The organism is Microbacterium sp. MYb45 (assembly GCF_002979655.1).
Lineage (GTDB): Bacteria > Actinomycetota > Actinomycetes > Actinomycetales > Microbacteriaceae > Microbacterium.
Genome location: NZ_PCPG01000004.1, coordinates 222,423 through 239,282, shown reverse-complemented (window position 1 = coordinate 239,282; position 16,860 = coordinate 222,423). Strand labels below are relative to the sequence as shown.

The window sequence follows — 16,860 nt, the reverse complement described above, 5'->3', positions numbered from 1 at the left end:
CTTCCACGTGGAGGTATTTGGTGGTAGCGTGCCTGCACGGGGTAGTGACCCCCACATGTCACCGAAGACCGAAGGAGCACGACCGATGACGATTCAGACCTCCCTGCAGCTGTTCACGATCAAGGACGAGCTGGAGGCCGACCTGGAGGGCACGCTCACGGCGGTCGCCGCCCGCGGCTTCACGGCCGTCGAGCCCTACGACTTCGTCCGCCGTGCCGAGCCGCTCGCCGCCGCGCTCTCCGCCGCCGGACTCACCGCCCCGTCCGGGCACGCCTTCCTCGCCTCGGAGTCGTTCGTGAACCCGGACGGCAGCGGCACGACCATCCCCGTCCCCACGCCCGACGTCGTCTTCGCCGCGGCCAAGGTGCTGGGGATGGACACGGTCATCGACCCGTACACCGAGCCTGCCCGCTGGGAGTCGGTCGCGCAGATCGAGGAGACCGCGCGCCTGCTGAACGCGGCCGCCGAGATCGGCGCGACCGTCGGCGTCCGCGTCGGGTACCACAACCACGCGCACGAGCTGGAGGCCGTCTTCGACGGGGTGACCGGGCTGGAGGTTCTCGCCGGGCTGCTCGACGAGCGCGTCGTGCTCGAGGTCGACCTGTACTGGGTGGCTCGTGGCGGTGTCGACCCCGTCGCGCTGCTGCAGCGCCTGGGTGACCGCGTGATCGCCGTGCACGCGAAGGACGGCACGCTCGACCCGGCGCTCGCCGGCGCCTACCCGCCCGCCGACCAGGTGGCCGCGGGCGAGGGGTCCGTTCCGCTCGTCGAAGCCATCGCCGCCGCCCCGGCGCTCGAACTCGCGATCGTCGAGTTCGACCACTACGAGGGCGACCTGTTCGACGCGATCGAGCGCAGCCGCGTCTTCCTCGACGAGAAGGTCGCCGGCTGATGGCGGGTCCCGTCGGCGTCGGCATCATCGGTGCCGGGAACATCAGCGACCAGTACCTGTCGAACCTCACCACCTTCCCGGATGTCCGTGTGATCGCGGTCGCCGACGTCATCGAGGAGCGCGCGAAGGCGCAGGCCGCGAAGTACGGCGTCCCGCGTGCGGGCGGCGTCGAAGTGGTGCTCGACGACCCCGAGATCGACATCGTCGTGAACCTCACGATCCCCGCCGTGCACGTCGAAGTCTCCGAGGCGATCATCGCCGCAGGCAAGCACGTCTGGACCGAGAAGCCGATCGGCGTCAGCCGCGAGGAGTCGCGTCGGCTGCTGGAGAAGGCGGATGCCGCCGGCCTCCGCGTCGGTGTGGCCCCGGACACCGTGCTCGGCCCGGGCGTGCAGACCGCCAAGCGGGCGATAGCGCGCGGCGACATCGGGCGCCCGCTGTTCGGTCAGACCACCTTCCAGTGGCAGGGCCCGGAGATCTTCCACCCGAACCCTGCGTTCCTTTACGCCAAGGGCGCGGGGCCGCTGCTCGACATGGGCCCGTACTACGTGTCGACCCTCGTGCACGTGTTCGGGCCGGTCGCCGCGGTCGCCGCCCTCGGGCTGCAGGGGACGCCGACGCGCCGTGTGCAGGTCGGCGAGCTGGCGGGCCAGGAGTTCCCGGTCGAGATCCCGTCCACACTCAGCGTGCTGATGGACTTCGAGGAGGGCGGCCAGGCGCAGAGCCTGTACAGCACCGACTCGCCGCTGCTGCGGCAGGGGATCGTCGAGATCACCGGCACCGAGGGCACGATCGTGATCCCCGACCCGAACACGTTCGGCGGTCCGATCACCATCACGCGTCCGCTCACACGTCAGTTCGTTCCGCCGGAGCCGATGACGCAGGAGATCGTCGACATCGCGCAGGAGGGTGTGCTCTCCGGGCGCGGAGTGGGGCTGCTCGACATGGCCCGCTCGATCGCCGCCGGGCGACCGCACGTCGCCACCGGGGAGTTCGGCTACCACGTGCTCGACACGCTGCTGTCGATCGAGGAAGCCGCCGAATCGCGGAGCTTCGTCCCGGTCGAGAGCACGCTGGATCAGGTGGGCGCGATCGCCGCCGACTTCGATCCGTTCGAAGCCACACTCTGACCGTCGCCACGCGGGGTGGCGGGGGTGCGGATCAGCGCGCCTTCGCCGCCACGTAGCGGTCGACGCTCGCGGGGGAGAGCACCTCGCGCGCGACCATGATCGCGGCCCCCAGCACGGCAGCGCGGTCGCCCGCCTGGGACTGCACGATCGCCAGATGCTGCGTCGCGAGCGGGATCGAGCGGCGGTAGACGACCTCGCGCACACCCGCGAGCAGGTGCTCACCGGCGCGGGCGATGCTGCCGCCCAGCACGATGATCGACGGGTTCAGGAGATTGACGACGGTCGCGAGGACCTCGCCGACATCACGCCCCGCCTGACGGGTGGCCTCGATCGCGGCGGCGTTTCCGGCGCGGACCAGGTCGACCACGTCCGAGGGGCCGTGCACGTCGAGCCCTTCGTCGCGGAGCGCGATCGCGAGGGCGGAACCGCTGGCGAGGGCCTCGAGGTCGCGCTCATCGCCCGGCTCGCGGGTCGACCCCGCGCCCGCGGGCACCTGCACGTGGCCCATGTCTCCCGCGGATCCCTGCGCGCCGCGCTGCAGCTGGCCGCCCGCGATGATGCCGGCGCCGATGCCGGTCGAGACCTTGACGAAGACGAGGTCTTCGACCTGTGGCCAGCTCATCGCCTGCTCGCCGAGGGCGAGGATGTTGACGTCGTTGTCGACGAGCACCGGCACGTCGAAGGTCTTCTGCACGTAGGCGGGCACGTCGAACCGGTCCCAGCCCGGCATGATCGGCGGGTTGGTCGGTCGGCCGGTGGAGTGCTCGACGGGGCCGGGGACGCCGATGCCGACGCCGACGAGCGGGAGGCCGCCGGCGGTCGAGTCGAGCAGGGCGGCGGCATCCGCGAGGATCGTGTCGAGCAGGCTCTCCGGTCCGTCGCCGATGTCGATCGTGCGCGTGCGGGCATCGAGGATGACGGCGGCCAGGTCGGCGACCGCGACCGTCGCGTGCGTGGCGCCGAGGTCGACCGCCAGCACGAGCCCGGCGCGCGGGTTGAAGGCCACGCGTGCGGGCGGTCGGCCGCCCGTGGAGACGGCTTCTCCGGCGGGGCGGACGAGGTCGGCGGCGAGGAGCGCGTCGACCCGCAGGGCGACCGTCGACCGGGCGAGGCCGGTGAGGACGGCGAGTTCCGCCTTCGTCCTGGCGTGGCCGTCGCGGAGGATCTGGAAGATCTCTCCGATCCCCGATGCGATCGCCGGAGCGGGCCTGAGAACGTCAACCATTGCGTCAGTAAACCACAGCACTTCGGCGTCTCGCCGATCGACTTCCGATTTCCGTCAGATAACTTTTGACGAAGGTCTAGCAAAAGTCTGCAGGTCTGTGTCAGAATCGCCGCATGACAACGGATGTCACTGACACCGGTCTCGGAACGATCCGAGCCGGCATCCTCGGCGGAGGATTCATGGCCCGCGTGCATCGCACCGCGGCCCGCGACGCCGGCGGCGAACTGCGCGCCGTCGCCACCCGCTCCCGCGAAGGAAGTCGCGATGCCGCACTGGCGCTCGGCGCCGGTCGAGCCGAGAGCGATGCGGCCGGTCTGCTGGAGGCGGGCGACATCGACGTCGTGCACATCTGCACGCCGAACGCCACGCACGCCGAACTCGCGCTCCAAGCTCTGAACGCCGGCAAGCACGTCGTGTGCGAGAAGCCGCTCGCGACGACGGCCCCGGACGCGAGGGTTCTCGCCGAGACGGCCGAGGCCCGCGGGCTGGTGGCGGCCGTGCCGTTCATCTACCGCTATCACCCGATGGTGCGCGAGGCCAGGGCGCGGATCGCCCGCGGTGAGGCCGGCGACCTGCTCACCCTCGACTGCTCCTATCTGCAGGACTGGATGCTGCTGTCGAGCGACGACGACTGGCGGGTGCGCTCCGAGTCCGGCGGTGCATCCCGCGCCTTCGCCGACATCGGCTCGCACCTGTGCGACCTGATCGAGTTCGTGATCGGTGAGCGGATCCACGCGCTGAGCGCCCGCACCCGTCGGGTCTTCTCGGAGCGCTCGGGGCAGTCGGTCGATACGGAGGACATCGTCGCGGTGCTCGTCGAGACCGAGTCGGGCGCCCTCGGCACGCTGCTCATCTCGCAGATGGCCGCCGGCCGCAAGAACGCCCTCACCCTCGAGCTGCACGGTTCGCGGCAGAGCCTGCGCTTCGAGCAGGAGCGCCCCGAGGAGCTGTGGATCGGCATGCGCGAGGAATCCCGGCTGCTGCTGCGCGACCCCGCCACCGCCGACCCGGATTCCGCGCGGCTGCAGCGGGTTCCGGCGGGACACCCGATGGGCTACCAGGACGCCTTCAACAGTTTCATCGCCGACGTCTATGCGGCGATCGCCGGTGCGGAACCCGATGGGCTCCCGACTTTCGCCGACGGATACCGCTCGGCCGTGCTGACCGAGGCAGTGCTCGCGTCGGCGGCCGATGGCGGACGATGGGTGGAGGTGACGGCATGATCACGACCACGACCGAGCCCGTGCTGCAGGTGGCCGGCATCCGCAAGTCGTTCTTCGGCGTCGAGGTTCTCAAGGGCATCGACTTCGACGTGCGGCCCGGCGAGGTGCACGGTCTCGTCGGCGAGAACGGCGCGGGCAAGTCCACGCTGATGAAGATCATCGCCGGCGTGCAGCCGGCCGATGAGGGCACGATCTCCTACCGCGGCGAAGAGGTGCACCACGCGCACCCGCGGCAGGCGATGGATGCCGGCATCGTCACGGTCTTCCAGGAGTTCACCCTGCTGCCGGAGCGCACGGTGGCGCAGAACGTCTATCTCGGACGTGAGCCGCGTCGGCGCGGGTTCGTCGACCAGCGGGCCATGAACTCGCGGACCGCTGATCTGCTGACCGACCTCGGGGTGTCCTTCATCGAGCCGACCTCGCGCGTGGGTTCGCTGACGGTCGCCGAGCAGCAGATCGTCGAGATCGTCAAGGCGCTCTCCTTCGATGCTCGGGTCATCTCGATGGACGAGCCGACCGCCGCCCTCAGCGACCGCGAGGTCGAGCTGCTCTACGCGATCATCCGCCGGCTCACCTCCCGCGGCGTCGCCGTGATCTACGTCTCGCACCGGTTGAAGGAGATCTTCGACCTGTGCGATCGCATCACGATCCTCAAGGACGGCGCGCTCGTCTCGACCGACGAGACCGCCGCCCTGACCACGGATGAGCTCGTGCGGCGCATGGTCGGCCGCTCCATCCAGTCGTACTTCCCGGATGCGGTCGAGGGCACGACGGTCGGGAACGCGCGGCTCGAACTCGACGGCTGCGGCAACGCCTACGTCGACGGGGTCTCCCTCACGCTCCGCGCTGGGGAGATCGTCGGCATCGCCGGTCTGCAGGGTTCCGGACGCACCGAGTTGGTGGAAGGGGTGTTCGGCATCCAGGCCTTCACCCGCGGATCGATGCGCTTCGACGGGGCGCCCGTGCGCATCGGCACCGCCCGCGCCGCCGTCCGCGCCGGCCTCGCCCTCGTCTCGGAGGACCGCAAGGCGCAGGGCCTCGCCCTCGGTCAGTCCGTCCTCGACAACGCGCTCCTCGTCGTCCGCAGTGTCTTCGCCGGTCGTACCGGCGCATCCCGACGGGAGGTGCCTGGCATCCTGAGCTCGCTCGAGGTCAGCTCGCGGGGCCTGGACCAGGAGGTGCGCTTCCTCTCCGGCGGCAACCAGCAGAAGGTGGTGCTGGCCAAGTGGCTGCTCACCCAACCGCAGATCGTGCTCTTCGACGAGCCCACCCGCGGCATCGACGTCGGTGCGAAGTACGCCGTCTACCAGCTGATGCGCGAGCTCGCAGCGCAAGGGAAGGCCGTGCTGATGGTGTCGAGCGAACTGCCGGAGGTGATCGGCATGAGCGACCGGATCCTGGTCATGCACGACGGCGAACTCGTCGCCGAACTGCCGGCGGGCTCCGCCGAGCACGAGATCCTCGGGGCCGCGACCGGCGCCGCCCATCCGGGCACCCTCGATCCCGGCACCGCGACGGACGGAGGTGCGCGATGAAGCGTCTGAAGATCGATTCCACGGTCATCGTGCTCGGCATCCTGCTCCTGGTGCTCGTCATCGGCGCGATCCTGGTCGGCACCGTGGGGCGCAACTTCCTCAGTGCCGGCAACATCCGCGACATCCTGACCGGCATGAGCGTGCTCGGCCTCGTCGCGATCGGGCAGACGCTCGTGGTGATCGGTGCCTCTCTCGACCTCTCGGTCACCTACGTGATCAGCCTGTCGAGTCTGCTGGCGGCCACGATGATGAACGACAACGCGGCGAACATCCCGGTGGCCGTGATCGTCACGCTGCTCGTGTGCGCCGGCGTGGGTCTCGTGAACGGGCTCATCGTCACGGTGCTCAAGGTCAACGGCTTCATCGCCACACTCGGCGTCGGACTCATCCTGCAGGGCATCCTCAACACGAACTTCGAGGGATCCGCGGGGAAGGTGCCCTGGGCGTTCCAGCTCATCGGCGCCACCGGCGTCGGCCCCATCCCGGTCTCCACGCTCATCATGATCGTGCTGGCCGTCGTGATCTGGGTGCTCCTCAACCGCACCCGCACCGGTGCCCACCTCTACGCCGTCGGCGGCGACCCCGAGATCGCGCGGCTATCCGGCGTGCGCACCCGGATGCCGCTCATCTGGGCGCACGTGCTCTGCTCGGTGTTCGCCGGGCTCGCGGGTCTGCTGCTCGCCAGCCGCCTCGGCGTCGGCAGCCCGACCGTCGGGCAGCAGGGCGGCTACGCGCTGCTCTCGATCGCTGCGGTCGTGCTCGGCGGAACGCTGCTTCTCGGTGGACGCGGCTCCGTCTGGGGCACGATCGGCGGCGTGGCGATCCTCGCGGTCGTCGACAACGTCATGAGCGTCATGCAGGTCAACCCGTTCCTCAAGGACGTCGTCCGCGGCGTCGTCATCGTCGCGGCAGTGGCCGTCTACAGCCGCCGGTCGATCATCCGCCGCCGTCCGCGCTTCGGCGCCGGAGGTACCCGCACCGGCGGGGACGATGCCGCGAAGGCGGCGGCACCCGAGATGGCCGCCGCCGCGTCGCAGCTCGCCGACGTCACCACTGTCACCGCATCCGATATCGGCACCGCCACGGAAGGAGGACGCTCATGAACGCGCTGCGCACTCTCGTGAGTCCCCGTGGGGCTGTGTTCCTGCTGCTCGTGCTGCTGTTGGTGGCCGTGACGATCCTCAACCCGAGTTTCGCGGAGCCCGGTCAGTTCATGCGCTTCATCCAGCGGGTGGCGCCCATCGCGATCGTCGCGATCGGGCAGTACTTCGTGATCATCGCGGGGGAGTTCGACCTCTCGCAGGGTTCACTCATCACGGCGCAGGTGATCATCGCCGGCAACCTGGTCGGTCAGGACGACGCCCGCACGGTGCCGGTCCTGCTGCTCATGATCGTCTTCGCGGTGGCCGTCGGGCTCGTGAACGGAGTGATCACGACACTGTTGAAGGTGCCGTCGTTCATCGTCACGCTCGGCATGATGCTCGCCCTCCTGGGTGGAGTGATGTGGTGGACCGGGGGAGCGGCCACCGGGAACCCGGCCGACAGCTTCCGTGAGATCGGCCGCGGCGGCATCCGCGACGTGCCGTTCCTCGAGTTCATCCCCTGGGCGGTGCTGCTGCTCATCGTGTGGCTGGGACTCGGCATCTGGATCACCAAGCGCCCGCTGGGCAAGACGCTGATCGCGGTCGGCGACAACGCCGGTGCGGTCGACTACGCCGGGGCCCGCCGCGCCTGGGTGACGACGCGCGCGTTCGTCATCTCATCGCTCTCCGCCTCGCTGTCGGCCGTGCTCCTCGTCGGATACGCCGGCGTGCACCCCTCGGTCGGCCGCGGATACGAGTTCACGGCCATCACAGCCGTGGTGCTCGGAGGCGTCGTGCTGGGCGGCGGCCGAGGGTGGATCGTCGGCGCGGTCGCCGGTGCCTTCGCCCTCGAAGCACTGTTCATGCTGCTGAACATCGCGGGCATCCCCTCGACACTGCGCGATGCCGTGCAGGGCGTCATCATCATCGCCGCGGTCGCCTACTCCGCCGTCGCCTTCCGGGCGCGGCGCAAGCGCGGGCCGCTGCCATCGGACATCCCTCCCGAAGAACCCAGAATCCCTGAAACCACCAGAATCCCTGAAACCACCAGCACCATCAACACAGAAACCAGAGGAGATTAGCAATGCGACGATCGATGAAGATCGCCACCGCAGGGGTGGCTCTCTTCGGCCTCATCGCGCTCGCCGGGTGTACGACCGACCCGTCCGTGGCGCCGGCGGAGTCGGAGAACCCCGAGGAGACGGCAGAGACGACAGAGTGGTTCGACCAGGAGCTCTTCGACAAGCAGGACGAGGAGCGCGGCGTCACCCCGCAGGGGCCGGAGGACGAGCCCTACCTGCAGCACATCAACGCCGAGATGGTCGACACGGCGGAGTTCGCGAGCGAGGGGGCCAAGAAGGCCTGCTTCGCCAACGCGTCGATCTCCAACCCGTGGCGCCAGACCGGCTGGATCACGATGAACGAGCAGCTGAAGTCGCTGCAGGACGCGGGCGCCATCAGCGAGATGGAAACCCGCGACGCGCAGGACTCCGATGACACGCAGATCGCGGACATCGACTACTTCATCGCCGAGGGCGAATGCGACGTCTTCCTCATCTCGCCGAACAGCACGGCGGCCATGACCCCGGCCGTCGAGCGGGCCTGCGAGACGGGCAAGCCGGTCGTCGTGTTCGACCGCGGCGTGAACACGGACTGCCCGGTCACGTTCATCCACCCGATCGGCGGCTTCGCCTGGGGTATCGACACCGCCGAGTTCCTCATCGACAACCTCGAAGAGGGCGACAAGGTCGTGGCACTGCGCATCCTCCCGGGTGTCGACGTGCTCGAGCACCGCTGGGCCGCCGCCGAGAAGCTCTTCGACGAGGCCGGCATCGAGGCTGTGGATCACTTCACGGGCGCCGACCCCGCCGAGATCAAGAGCATCATCAGCGACGAGCTCGCCAAGGGCGACGTGCACGGCATCTGGATGGATGCCGGTGACGGCGCGGTCGCGGCCATCGAGGCGTTCGAGGACGCCGGAGCGGACTACCCGGTCATGACCGGTGAGGACGAGATGAGCTTCCTGCGCAAGTGGAAGGACACGGGTCTCACGGGCCTCGCGCCGGTGTACTCCAACTTCCAGTGGCGCACTCCGCTGCTCGCGGCGCAGATGATCTTCGCCGGCGAAGAGGTTCCGAAGGAATGGGTCCTCCCGCAGAAGCCGATCACGGAGCCCGAGCTCGACGACTACCTGAAGGCCAACGAGGGCATGCCCGACGGCCACTACGCCAAGTTCGGCGGGGAGAACCTCCCCGGCTACCCGACGGTGTGGCAGCAGCGTCAGATCCCGTAACCGAAATCCGCTCCCGCCCTTCCGCTCCGCACCCGCGGGGTGGGAGGGTGGGAGCGCTTCACGATCACAAGGACAACGATGCCCCGCACGATCGCCGTCAACACATGGGTGTGGACGTCTCCGCTGACCGACGCGACGCTCGAGCCGCTCGCCCGCAAGGCCAAGGGCCTCGGGTACGACGCGCTGGAGCTGCCGCTCGAGAGCGTCGGCGACTGGGATCCCGGGCGCACCCGCGACCTGCTCGATTCGCTCGGGCTCGGCGCGATCGTCGTCGGAGCCATGGGGCCTGGACGATCTCTGATCGCCCGTGCCGGCGATGTCGCCGCGACGCAGACCTACCTGCGCGCCTGCATCGCGGCCGCTCGGACGCTCGGCGCCGAGGTCGTGGCCGGCCCCTTCTACGCGCCGACCGGCGTCACCTGGCGGATGGATGCCGACGAGCGGGCGGCGGTCGTGGGGGAGCTGCGGGAGAACCTCGCGCCCCTCGTCGCCGAGGCCGCCGAGGCGGGCATCACCCTCGCGATCGAGCCGCTGAACCGCTACGAGACGAGCCTGCTCAACACGGTCGAGCAGAGCCTCGACGCTCTCGGCCCGCTGCTCGGTGCCGGTCTCGGACTCGCGCTCGACACGTATCACCTCAACATCGAAGAGAAGAAGCCCGACGAGGCGATCCGGGCCGCCGGTGCCGCGATCGCCCACGTGCAGGTGTGCGGGAGCGACCGTGGGGCCGTCGGCGACGACCACACCGATTGGCCGGGGATCCTCGCGGCCCTCGACGACGCCGGCTATCGCGGCCCGCTGGGGCTGGAGAGCTTCACGGGGGAGAACGCCACGATCGCGGTCGCGGCCTCGGTGTGGCGCCCGCTCGCCCCGAGTCAGGACGAACTCGCCGCGCGCAGCATCGCTGCCCTCCGAGCATTGGAGTATCCATGAGCACGCATCCGGTCACGCTGTTCACCGGGCAATGGGCGGACCTGCCGTTCGAGGAGGTCGCCCGCCTCGCTGCGGAGTGGGGGTACGACGGACTCGAGGTCGCCGCGTCCGGTGATCACCTCGACCTGCGGCGTGCCGACGAGGATGACGCCTACGTGGCGTCGCGCCGGGAGATCCTCGACCGGCACGGCCTGAAGATCTTCGCGATCTCGAACCATCTCGCCGGGCAGGCCGTGTGCGATGCGCCGATCGACTTCCGACACCAGGCGATCCTGCGCGAGTACGTGTGGGGCGACGGTGAGGCGGAGGGCGTGCGGCAGCGGGCGGCCGAGGACATGAAGCGGGCTGCCCGCGTCGCGCGCAAGCTCGACATCGACACCGTGGTCGGGTTCACCGGCTCCTCGATCTGGCCGTATCTGGCGATGTTCCCGCCGGTGCCGGCATCCGTCATCGAGGGTGGGTTCGAGGACTTCGCGGCCCGATGGAACCCGATCCTCGACGTGTTCGATGCGGAGGGCGTGCGGTTCGCGCACGAGGTGCATCCGGGGGAGATCGCGTACGACTACTGGTCGTCGGTGCGCGCGCTGGAGGCGATCGATCACCGGGAGGCGTTCGGGTTCAACTGGGACCCGTCGCACATGATGTGGCAGAACATCGATCCGGTCGGGTTCATCGTGGACTTCGCGGACCGGATCTACCATGTGGACTGCAAGGACACCCGGATGCGTCCGCACAACGGCCGGGCCGGCGTGCTCGGCTCGCACCTGCCGTGGGGCGACCCTCGGCGCGGCTGGGACTTCGTCTCGACGGGGCACGGGGATGTGCCGTGGGAGGACTCGTTCCGCGCGCTGGATGCGATCGGCTACTCCGGCCCCATCTCGATCGAGTGGGAGGACGCGGGGATGGACCGTCTGCACGGCGCCCCCGAGGCGCTGGCGTACGTGCGCTCGCTGCTGTGGCCGAAGCCCGAAGCCTCGTTCGACGCCGCGTTCAGCAACCAGTGACCACCCCGACAGGAGCCCCATGCCGATCCAGCACACCGTCGTCTTCCGCCTGATCCATCCGGCCGGTTCCGTGGAGGAGCGGGAGTTCCTGGCGACCGGCCATGCCGTGCTCACGTCGATCCCCGGCGTCGAGGACTTCACGATCCGTCGCCAGGTCAGCGCGAAGAGCGATCTCACGCATCAGTTCTCGATGGTGTTCGCCGATCAGAGCGTCTACGACGCCTACGACGCCCATCCCGCGCACCGGGCGTTCGTCGCGGAGCGGTGGGTGCCCGAGGTGGCCGAGTTCCAGGAGTACGACTTCGTGGAGTGACGGTTCCGATCAGCCCGTGAGCTCGCGCAGGCGCACCAGGCGCTCGTGTCCGGTCTCTTCGAGTTCGGCGATGTCGTCGCGCGACTTGAGGAAGTCGGAGAACGAGCGGTAGCCGAGGGCCTTCTCGCTGAACGAAGGGTCCATGCGGCGCATGTGCGTCTTCACGGCGGAGCTGTGCAGCCACTCGTCGGCATCGGCCTTGTCGTGGCCGAGACGCAGGGCGCGCTCCAGCAGCTGCGTCGCTTCGCCCTGCTCGTCGAGCTTGGGCTCTTCGACCTTGGCCGCGGCTGCCTTCGACCTCGCGCGGCGCGGGGCCTTGGCCTTCGGCGCATCCGCCGCGTCGGCCGCATCCGGCACCGTCTCCGGAGCGGGCTCCGCGACAGTCTCGGCCTTCGCGGCGACGACCGGAGCGGCCTTCACCGGACGCACGACACCGGGCAGCGAGTCGTACGACTCGAACTCATCGCAGGCCGCTGCGAGCGACTTGGCCGTCGAGCCGGAGACGCCGACACCGATCACGTAGCGTCCGAGTCGCTTGCAGCGCTGCGCGAGCGGCACGTAGTCGCTGTCGCCGGCCACGATCACGACGTGCGTGAGGTCGGGCAGGCGGAACATGTCTTCGACCGCATCCACGGCGAGCCGGATGTCGGCGCCGTTCTTGGCGTACGCGGCGGCCGGGAAGAGCTGCACGAGGTCGACGGCGCGGGCCACGAGCTGCGAGCGGTACACGGCGTTCACGGGGGAGGACCAGTCGGCGTATGCGCGCGTCAGCACCAGGGTGCCGAAGGATGCGGCGTAGTCGATGATGGCACCGACCTCGATCATGGCGCGGCTGAGGCGCTCGACGACGTCGGGGTCGTTGGGGTTCTCGGTGATCCGCTGCCTGTCTTTGCCGTAGGCGTTACGCCCGTGCACCCGGTCGTACCAGGAGATGACGATGTTGTCGAAGTCGAGGTAGACGGCGACGCGGGCATCGGTGGTCTCGGCCATGATCAGGCCTCCTCACGGGGGTAGCGGACGCCGATCTGCGCCCTGATCTCATCGAGAGTGCCCATGATGGCGACGCTCTCGGTGATCGGAAGGATGTCGCCCTCGAGGATGCCGTCGCGCACCAGGCGCTCGGCGGCGAGGGCCTGGAACTGCATGCCGCGGCCGTCGACCTCGGAGACGTACTCCTCCTGCACCGTGCCGTCCGGGAGGGTGACCCGGAACGTGGTGGGGGTGTACCAGACCCGGTCGATGTCGATTCGCGCCTGGGTGCCGATGATGTTGGCCGCGTTCGGCCCGGATGCCCGCGAGGAGGAGAGCGTGGTGGAGATCGCGCCGCCCTCGTGCGTCATGACCGTGGCGACCTCGGAATCGGCGCCGGTCTCGATCAGGCGGCCGACGGCGCGGATGTCGGTCGGAGCGCCCAGCATGTCCCAGACGAAGGAGATCGGGTAGATGCCCAGGTCGAGCAGCGCGCCGCCGCCGAGCTCCAGGGCGTTGAGCCGGTGCGTCGGGTCGGTGGGCAGCAGCTGCGTGTGATCGGCGCTGACCGCACGGATCTCGCCGAGGGTGCCATCGGCGATGAGCTCGCGGATGCGGATCATGTGCGGCAGATACCGCGTCCACATCGCCTCCATCACGAGGAGCCCCTTCTCGGCGGCGAGCGCCTGCAGGTCTTCGGCCTCGGCGCGGTTCAGCGTGAACGCCTTCTCGGCGAGCACGTGCTTGCCGTGCTCGAGCGCGAGCCGGGCGTTCTCGTGATGCATCGGATGCGGCGTGGAGACGTAGATGATGTCGATGTCGGGGTCGGACACCAGCGCCTCATAGGAGGGGTGCGCGTGCGCGATGTCGAAGCGGGCGGCGAACGCGTCGGCCGACTCCTGGGAACGTGAACCCACCGCCACGAGGTCGAGCCCCGCCGTGCGCAGATCGGATGCGAACGCGCCGGCGATACCGCCGGTAGCGAGGATTCCCCAACGAAGACCAGTCATGGTCTCAGCGTACGGGGTGGGGTGCGCATGTCGGACTGTTACACCCCGAGACGTCCGGCGACGGCCGCCTGGTCGCGGGTGCGCGCCCGCTCCTACCGTGACGAGCATGACCGAACCCCTCATCATCGGCGCCATGGTGCGCACCCTGGGGGCCTACCCCTCGGGTTGGCGTCAGCCTGGCGCGCACCGCGATCCGGCCGCGGACGCCGCCATCCTCCGCCACATCGCACGCGAGGGGGAGGAGGCCGGACTCGACTACCTGTTCTTCGGTGACTGGCTCGCGACGGGCCCCGACCTGGAGTTCCGCGACCCGTATCTGCTGGCGCGCATCGACCCGGTGAGCGCGGTGCTGTTCCTCGCCGGGGTCACCTCGCGCATCGGCCTGATCGCCACGGTCAACACCACCTACGCCGATCCGTACACGACGGCGCGCTCGCTGGCCTCGCTCGACGTGCTCACCGGCGGACGTGCGGGCGTGAACCTCGTCACGGGCGCCGAGCCGCGTGCCGCGGGCAACCACGGCCGCGACGCGCACGCCGACAACGAGACGCGCTACGACCGCGCCGAGGAGTTCGTCGAGGCGCTCCGACGCCTGTGGGACTCGTGGGACGAAGACGCCTGGATCGCGGATGCCGCGCGCGGCGTGCTCATCGACCCCGAGGGGCTCCGTGCCGCCGACCTGGAGGGTTCGCAGGTGCGGGTCACCGGTCCGCTCAACGTCGCTCGCCCTCCGCAGGGACAGATCCCGATCGTGCATGCCGGCACGTCGCCGCGGTCGCGCGCGCTCGCCGCGACCGAGGCCGACCTCGCCCTGACCGCCGCGCCGACGCTCGCCGACGCGATCGCCACGCGCCGCCTGCTGCGCGACATCGCGGCCGAGGCCGGGCGGTCTCCGGATGCGGTGAAGGTGATCGCCCCGGTGCTGCCGGTCGTCGCCGACACGGATGCCGACGCCCGCCGCATCGTCGAGCGCCTGCTCGCGCTGGTGCCGCTCGCCGAGGGACATCAGACGGCTCGCACCGCCTTCCCGCCCAACCGCACGGTGGCCGCGCTCGCCGATGCGTTCGACATCGCCGCTGACGATCCGCTGCGCGCGTCGGAGTTCGACCGCCCGGTCACGGCTGCTGAGGCGCAGCGGTTGGGGGAGCGCGGCTCCGCACTCATCGAGCGCCTCGCCGGCATCGCCGGACTGCGCGTCTCGGGAGCCGGGGTGACGACCGGCGATCCGCTCACCTGGCGGCACCTCGTGGCTGCCAACGCGGTGCCGGCGGCCTTCGTGGTCGGCGACGCCGGCACCATCGCGGACCACTTCGAGACCTGGCGCGACGAGGGGGCGGCCGACGGGTTCAACGTGCTGTCGGCCTTCCAACCCGCCCAGTTCGAGGCGTTCACCCGCCAGGCCGCTCCCGAGCTGCGCCGCCGCGGACTGCTGCGACACGCGACGGAGAGCGAGGGCGCGACCCTCCGCGACCGTCTGCGCATTTCCTCGTATGTCGACGCGTGACCACTCGTGTCGTCGCGCGACACCCGGTGTCCGCCGCCTCGCGGCACGGCCACTCCGATTCCTACCGTGAACACATCCCGACACCCGAAGCCCAGGAGACCCTCCGCATGAACCGCCGTCTCATCCGTGCCGCCGCCATCGCGGTCCCGCTCGTCCTCGCGGGCAGCCTCGCCGCCTGCGCCTCCTCGCCTGCTCCTGCCAACGCCCCCGCCGAGGGCGGCGACCCCGTCACCGGCGGCACGCTCACCTACCTCGAGCACCAGGCGTACACGAACCTGTACCCGCCGCAGGCCGGCTTCTACCCGAACGGCGGCATCGTCAACAACATCGCCGCTCGCCTGACCTGGCAGAACCCGGAGACGCTCGAGATCGAGCCGTGGATCGCCTCGGACTGGACCGTGAACGCGGATGCCACCGAGTACACGTTCGACCTGAACCCCGACGTCACGTTCTCGGACGGCACCGTGCTCGATGCCGCGGCCGTTGCGAAGAACTTCGACACGTACGGCCTGGGCGATGCGGAGCGCGGCCTCACGGTCTCGGAGGCGATCAACAACTACGCCAGCAGCGAGGTCGTCGACGAGGACACCGTGACGTTCCGCTTCAGTGCGCCGTCGCCCGGGTTCCTGCAGGCCACCTCGACCATCAACTCGGGTCTGCTGTCGCCTGCGACGCTCGACGGCACGATCGAGGACTTCGGCGCGGGCAACGCGGCCGAGATCATCGGATCCGGCCCCTTCACCGTCACCGACGAGAAGCTGGGCACCGAGTACACGCTCACCGCCCGTGACGACTACGAGTGGGGCCCCGACAGCGTCGACAACGACGGCCGCCCCTACCTCGACGCCGTCCACGTGCTGATCACCCCCGAGGACTCGGTGCGGATCGGCTCGCTGCTCGCGGGCCAGGCCGACTACGTCCGCTACGTGCAGGCGTTCGACGAGGACCGCGTCGAAGGCGCCGGCTTCACGCTCTACGCCCCGCAGACCCGCGGCGTGAACAACTCGATCGCTCTGCGCCCCGAGAACCCGCTGCTGGGCGACATCCGCGTGCGCCAGGCGCTCGTCGCCGCCGTGGACGCGAAGGAGGTCGTCGACACGCTCTTCACCGAGAACTACCCGGTGGCGACGTCGGTGCTCTCCTCGCAGGCCGTCGGCTACAAGGACGAGTCCGCGCACTACGCCTACGATCCCGACAAGGCCGAGGAGCTGCTCGACGAAGCGGGCTGGGAGCCCGGTTCCGACGGCATCCGCGAGAAGGACGGCGAGCGCCTGTCTATCACCGTCTACGAGGCCAAGCCGCAGCCGCTGTCGAAGCAGACGCTCGAGCTCGTCGCGCAGCAGCTGGCGAAGGTCGGTGTGGAGCTCTCGGTCAAGCCCGGCGACGCCGGCAGCGCGGCCGAAGACACCCGCGATCCGCTGAAGACCGGCTTCTACCACTCGATGGTCGGACGGGCGGACCTCGACGTCATCAAGAGCCAGTACTTCACGAAGAACCGCGACGTGCTGATCTCGAAGGACGCGAAGCTCGACGAGCTGCTGCTCGCCGTGGCCTCCGAGCCCGACGCCGACAAGCGCGTCGCCGCCTCGCAGGCCGTGCAGGACTACATCGCCGAGCAGGCCTATGTCATCCCGCTGTTCGAGGAGCCGCAGGTGTACGGCACCGCGACCTACGTGCAGGGCGTCGCCTTCGAGTCGGTGGGGCGTCCGACGTTCTCCGGCGTCTGGCTCGCCGAGCACTGAGAGCG

15 protein-coding genes are annotated in these 16,860 nt (G+C 69.8%); 12 read left to right on the top strand and 3 right to left on the bottom strand.

Going from position 1 to position 16,860, the window contains the following annotated elements:
- Positions 1-85 precede the first annotated feature (85 nt).
- Both CQ034_RS10340 and CQ034_RS10335 read left to right on the top strand, forming a co-directional pair.
- Complete coding sequence (locus CQ034_RS10340) at positions 86-892, top strand: sugar phosphate isomerase/epimerase (protein ID WP_105710968.1); 807 nt, start codon at positions 86-88, stop codon at positions 890-892.
- Positions 892-2,022 (top strand): Gfo/Idh/MocA family protein, encoded by a 1,131-nt coding sequence (locus CQ034_RS10335; RefSeq protein ID WP_105710967.1) that lies wholly within the window; start codon positions 892-894, stop codon positions 2,020-2,022. Before CQ034_RS10340 ends, CQ034_RS10335 begins: the two co-directional genes overlap by 1 nt.
- 31 nt (positions 2,023-2,053) lie before the next feature.
- On the opposite strand, the gene CQ034_RS10330 is transcribed toward CQ034_RS10335, so the two are convergent.
- On the bottom strand, positions 2,054-3,247 hold the full coding sequence (locus CQ034_RS10330; protein WP_105710966.1) for an ROK family protein: 1,194 nt from the start codon (positions 3,245-3,247) through the stop codon (positions 2,054-2,056).
- Positions 3,248-3,360: 113 nt separating this feature from the next.
- Between CQ034_RS10330 and CQ034_RS10325 the strand changes: the two genes are divergently transcribed.
- The 8 genes from CQ034_RS10325 to CQ034_RS10290 all read left to right on the top strand — a co-directional run bounded on the left by CQ034_RS10325 (position 3,361) and on the right by CQ034_RS10290 (position 11,630).
- On the top strand, positions 3,361-4,470 hold the full coding sequence (locus tag CQ034_RS10325; RefSeq protein ID WP_105710965.1) for a Gfo/Idh/MocA family protein: 1,110 nt from the start codon (positions 3,361-3,363) through the stop codon (positions 4,468-4,470).
- The gene (locus CQ034_RS10320; RefSeq protein ID WP_105710964.1) at positions 4,467-6,005 is read left to right on the top strand and encodes a sugar ABC transporter ATP-binding protein; all 1,539 of its coding nucleotides are present in this window, start codon (positions 4,467-4,469) and stop codon (positions 6,003-6,005) included. The genes CQ034_RS10325 and CQ034_RS10320 overlap by 4 nt, the downstream gene beginning before the upstream one ends.
- Complete coding sequence (locus CQ034_RS10315; RefSeq protein WP_105710963.1) at positions 6,002-7,108, top strand: ABC transporter permease; 1,107 nt, start codon at positions 6,002-6,004, stop codon at positions 7,106-7,108. The genes CQ034_RS10320 and CQ034_RS10315 overlap by 4 nt, the downstream gene beginning before the upstream one ends.
- On the top strand, positions 7,105-8,169 hold the full coding sequence (locus CQ034_RS10310) for an ABC transporter permease (RefSeq protein ID WP_258134173.1): 1,065 nt from the start codon (positions 7,105-7,107) through the stop codon (positions 8,167-8,169). The genes CQ034_RS10315 and CQ034_RS10310 overlap by 4 nt, the downstream gene beginning before the upstream one ends.
- Before the next feature lie 2 nt (positions 8,170-8,171).
- Positions 8,172-9,380, top strand: a complete 1,209-nt coding sequence (locus CQ034_RS10305) for a substrate-binding domain-containing protein (protein ID WP_029262663.1) — start codon at positions 8,172-8,174, stop codon at positions 9,378-9,380.
- Positions 9,381-9,458: 78 nt separating this feature from the next.
- On the top strand, positions 9,459-10,313 hold the full coding sequence (locus CQ034_RS10300) for a sugar phosphate isomerase/epimerase (RefSeq protein WP_105710962.1): 855 nt from the start codon (positions 9,459-9,461) through the stop codon (positions 10,311-10,313).
- Positions 10,310-11,317 carry a sugar phosphate isomerase/epimerase gene (locus CQ034_RS10295; RefSeq protein ID WP_029262661.1) on the top strand — a complete coding sequence of 336 codons (1,008 nt, stop codon included), beginning with the start codon at positions 10,310-10,312 and terminating at the stop codon, positions 11,315-11,317. The genes CQ034_RS10300 and CQ034_RS10295 overlap by 4 nt, the downstream gene beginning before the upstream one ends.
- 19 nt (positions 11,318-11,336) lie before the next feature.
- Complete coding sequence (locus CQ034_RS10290) at positions 11,337-11,630, top strand: Dabb family protein (protein WP_105710961.1); 294 nt, start codon at positions 11,337-11,339, stop codon at positions 11,628-11,630.
- A gap of 9 nt (positions 11,631-11,639) precedes the next feature.
- On the opposite strand, the gene CQ034_RS10285 is transcribed toward CQ034_RS10290, so the two are convergent.
- Together CQ034_RS10285 and CQ034_RS10280 are read right to left on the bottom strand one after the other, a co-directional pair.
- Positions 11,640-12,620, bottom strand: coding sequence for an NYN domain-containing protein (locus CQ034_RS10285; protein WP_105710960.1), 981 nt, complete (start codon positions 12,618-12,620; stop codon positions 11,640-11,642).
- A 2-nt stretch (positions 12,621-12,622) separates the two neighbouring features.
- Positions 12,623-13,609: a Gfo/Idh/MocA family protein gene (locus CQ034_RS10280; RefSeq protein WP_105710959.1), complete on the bottom strand. Its 987-nt coding sequence runs from the start codon at positions 13,607-13,609 to the stop codon at positions 12,623-12,625.
- 106 nt (positions 13,610-13,715) lie between these two features.
- Between CQ034_RS10280 and CQ034_RS10275 the strand changes: the two genes are divergently transcribed.
- Both CQ034_RS10275 and CQ034_RS10270 read left to right on the top strand, forming a co-directional pair.
- Positions 13,716-15,113 (top strand): NtaA/DmoA family FMN-dependent monooxygenase, encoded by a 1,398-nt coding sequence (locus CQ034_RS10275; RefSeq protein WP_105710958.1) that lies wholly within the window; start codon positions 13,716-13,718, stop codon positions 15,111-15,113.
- A 107-nt stretch (positions 15,114-15,220) separates the two neighbouring features.
- Positions 15,221-16,855 (top strand): TIGR04028 family ABC transporter substrate-binding protein, encoded by a 1,635-nt coding sequence (locus tag CQ034_RS10270; protein ID WP_105711015.1) that lies wholly within the window; start codon positions 15,221-15,223, stop codon positions 16,853-16,855.
- Positions 16,856-16,860 lie beyond the last annotated feature (5 nt).

Bases quoted from the DNA above. Each gene is read 5' to 3' on its own strand.
- CQ034_RS10340 (WP_105710968.1), top strand. From the start codon at position 86: ATGACGATTCAGACCTCCCTGCAGCTGTTCACGATCAAGGACGAGCTG.
- CQ034_RS10335 (WP_105710967.1), top strand. From the start codon at position 892: ATGGCGGGTCCCGTCGGCGTCGGCATCATCGGTGCCGGGAACATCAGC.
- CQ034_RS10330 (WP_105710966.1), bottom strand. From the start codon at position 3,247: ATGGTTGACGTTCTCAGGCCCGCTCCGGCGATCGCATCGGGGATCGGA.
- CQ034_RS10325 (WP_105710965.1), top strand. From the start codon at position 3,361: ATGACAACGGATGTCACTGACACCGGTCTCGGAACGATCCGAGCCGGC.
- CQ034_RS10320 (WP_105710964.1), top strand. From the start codon at position 4,467: ATGATCACGACCACGACCGAGCCCGTGCTGCAGGTGGCCGGCATCCGC.
- CQ034_RS10315 (WP_105710963.1), top strand. From the start codon at position 6,002: ATGAAGCGTCTGAAGATCGATTCCACGGTCATCGTGCTCGGCATCCTG.
- CQ034_RS10310 (WP_258134173.1), top strand. From the start codon at position 7,105: ATGAACGCGCTGCGCACTCTCGTGAGTCCCCGTGGGGCTGTGTTCCTG.
- CQ034_RS10305 (WP_029262663.1), top strand. From the start codon at position 8,172: ATGCGACGATCGATGAAGATCGCCACCGCAGGGGTGGCTCTCTTCGGC.
- CQ034_RS10300 (WP_105710962.1), top strand. From the start codon at position 9,459: ATGCCCCGCACGATCGCCGTCAACACATGGGTGTGGACGTCTCCGCTG.
- CQ034_RS10295 (WP_029262661.1), top strand. From the start codon at position 10,310: ATGAGCACGCATCCGGTCACGCTGTTCACCGGGCAATGGGCGGACCTG.
- CQ034_RS10290 (WP_105710961.1), top strand. From the start codon at position 11,337: ATGCCGATCCAGCACACCGTCGTCTTCCGCCTGATCCATCCGGCCGGT.
- CQ034_RS10285 (WP_105710960.1), bottom strand. From the start codon at position 12,620: ATGGCCGAGACCACCGATGCCCGCGTCGCCGTCTACCTCGACTTCGAC.
- CQ034_RS10280 (WP_105710959.1), bottom strand. From the start codon at position 13,609: ATGACTGGTCTTCGTTGGGGAATCCTCGCTACCGGCGGTATCGCCGGC.
- CQ034_RS10275 (WP_105710958.1), top strand. From the start codon at position 13,716: ATGACCGAACCCCTCATCATCGGCGCCATGGTGCGCACCCTGGGGGCC.
- CQ034_RS10270 (WP_105711015.1), top strand. From the start codon at position 15,221: ATGAACCGCCGTCTCATCCGTGCCGCCGCCATCGCGGTCCCGCTCGTC.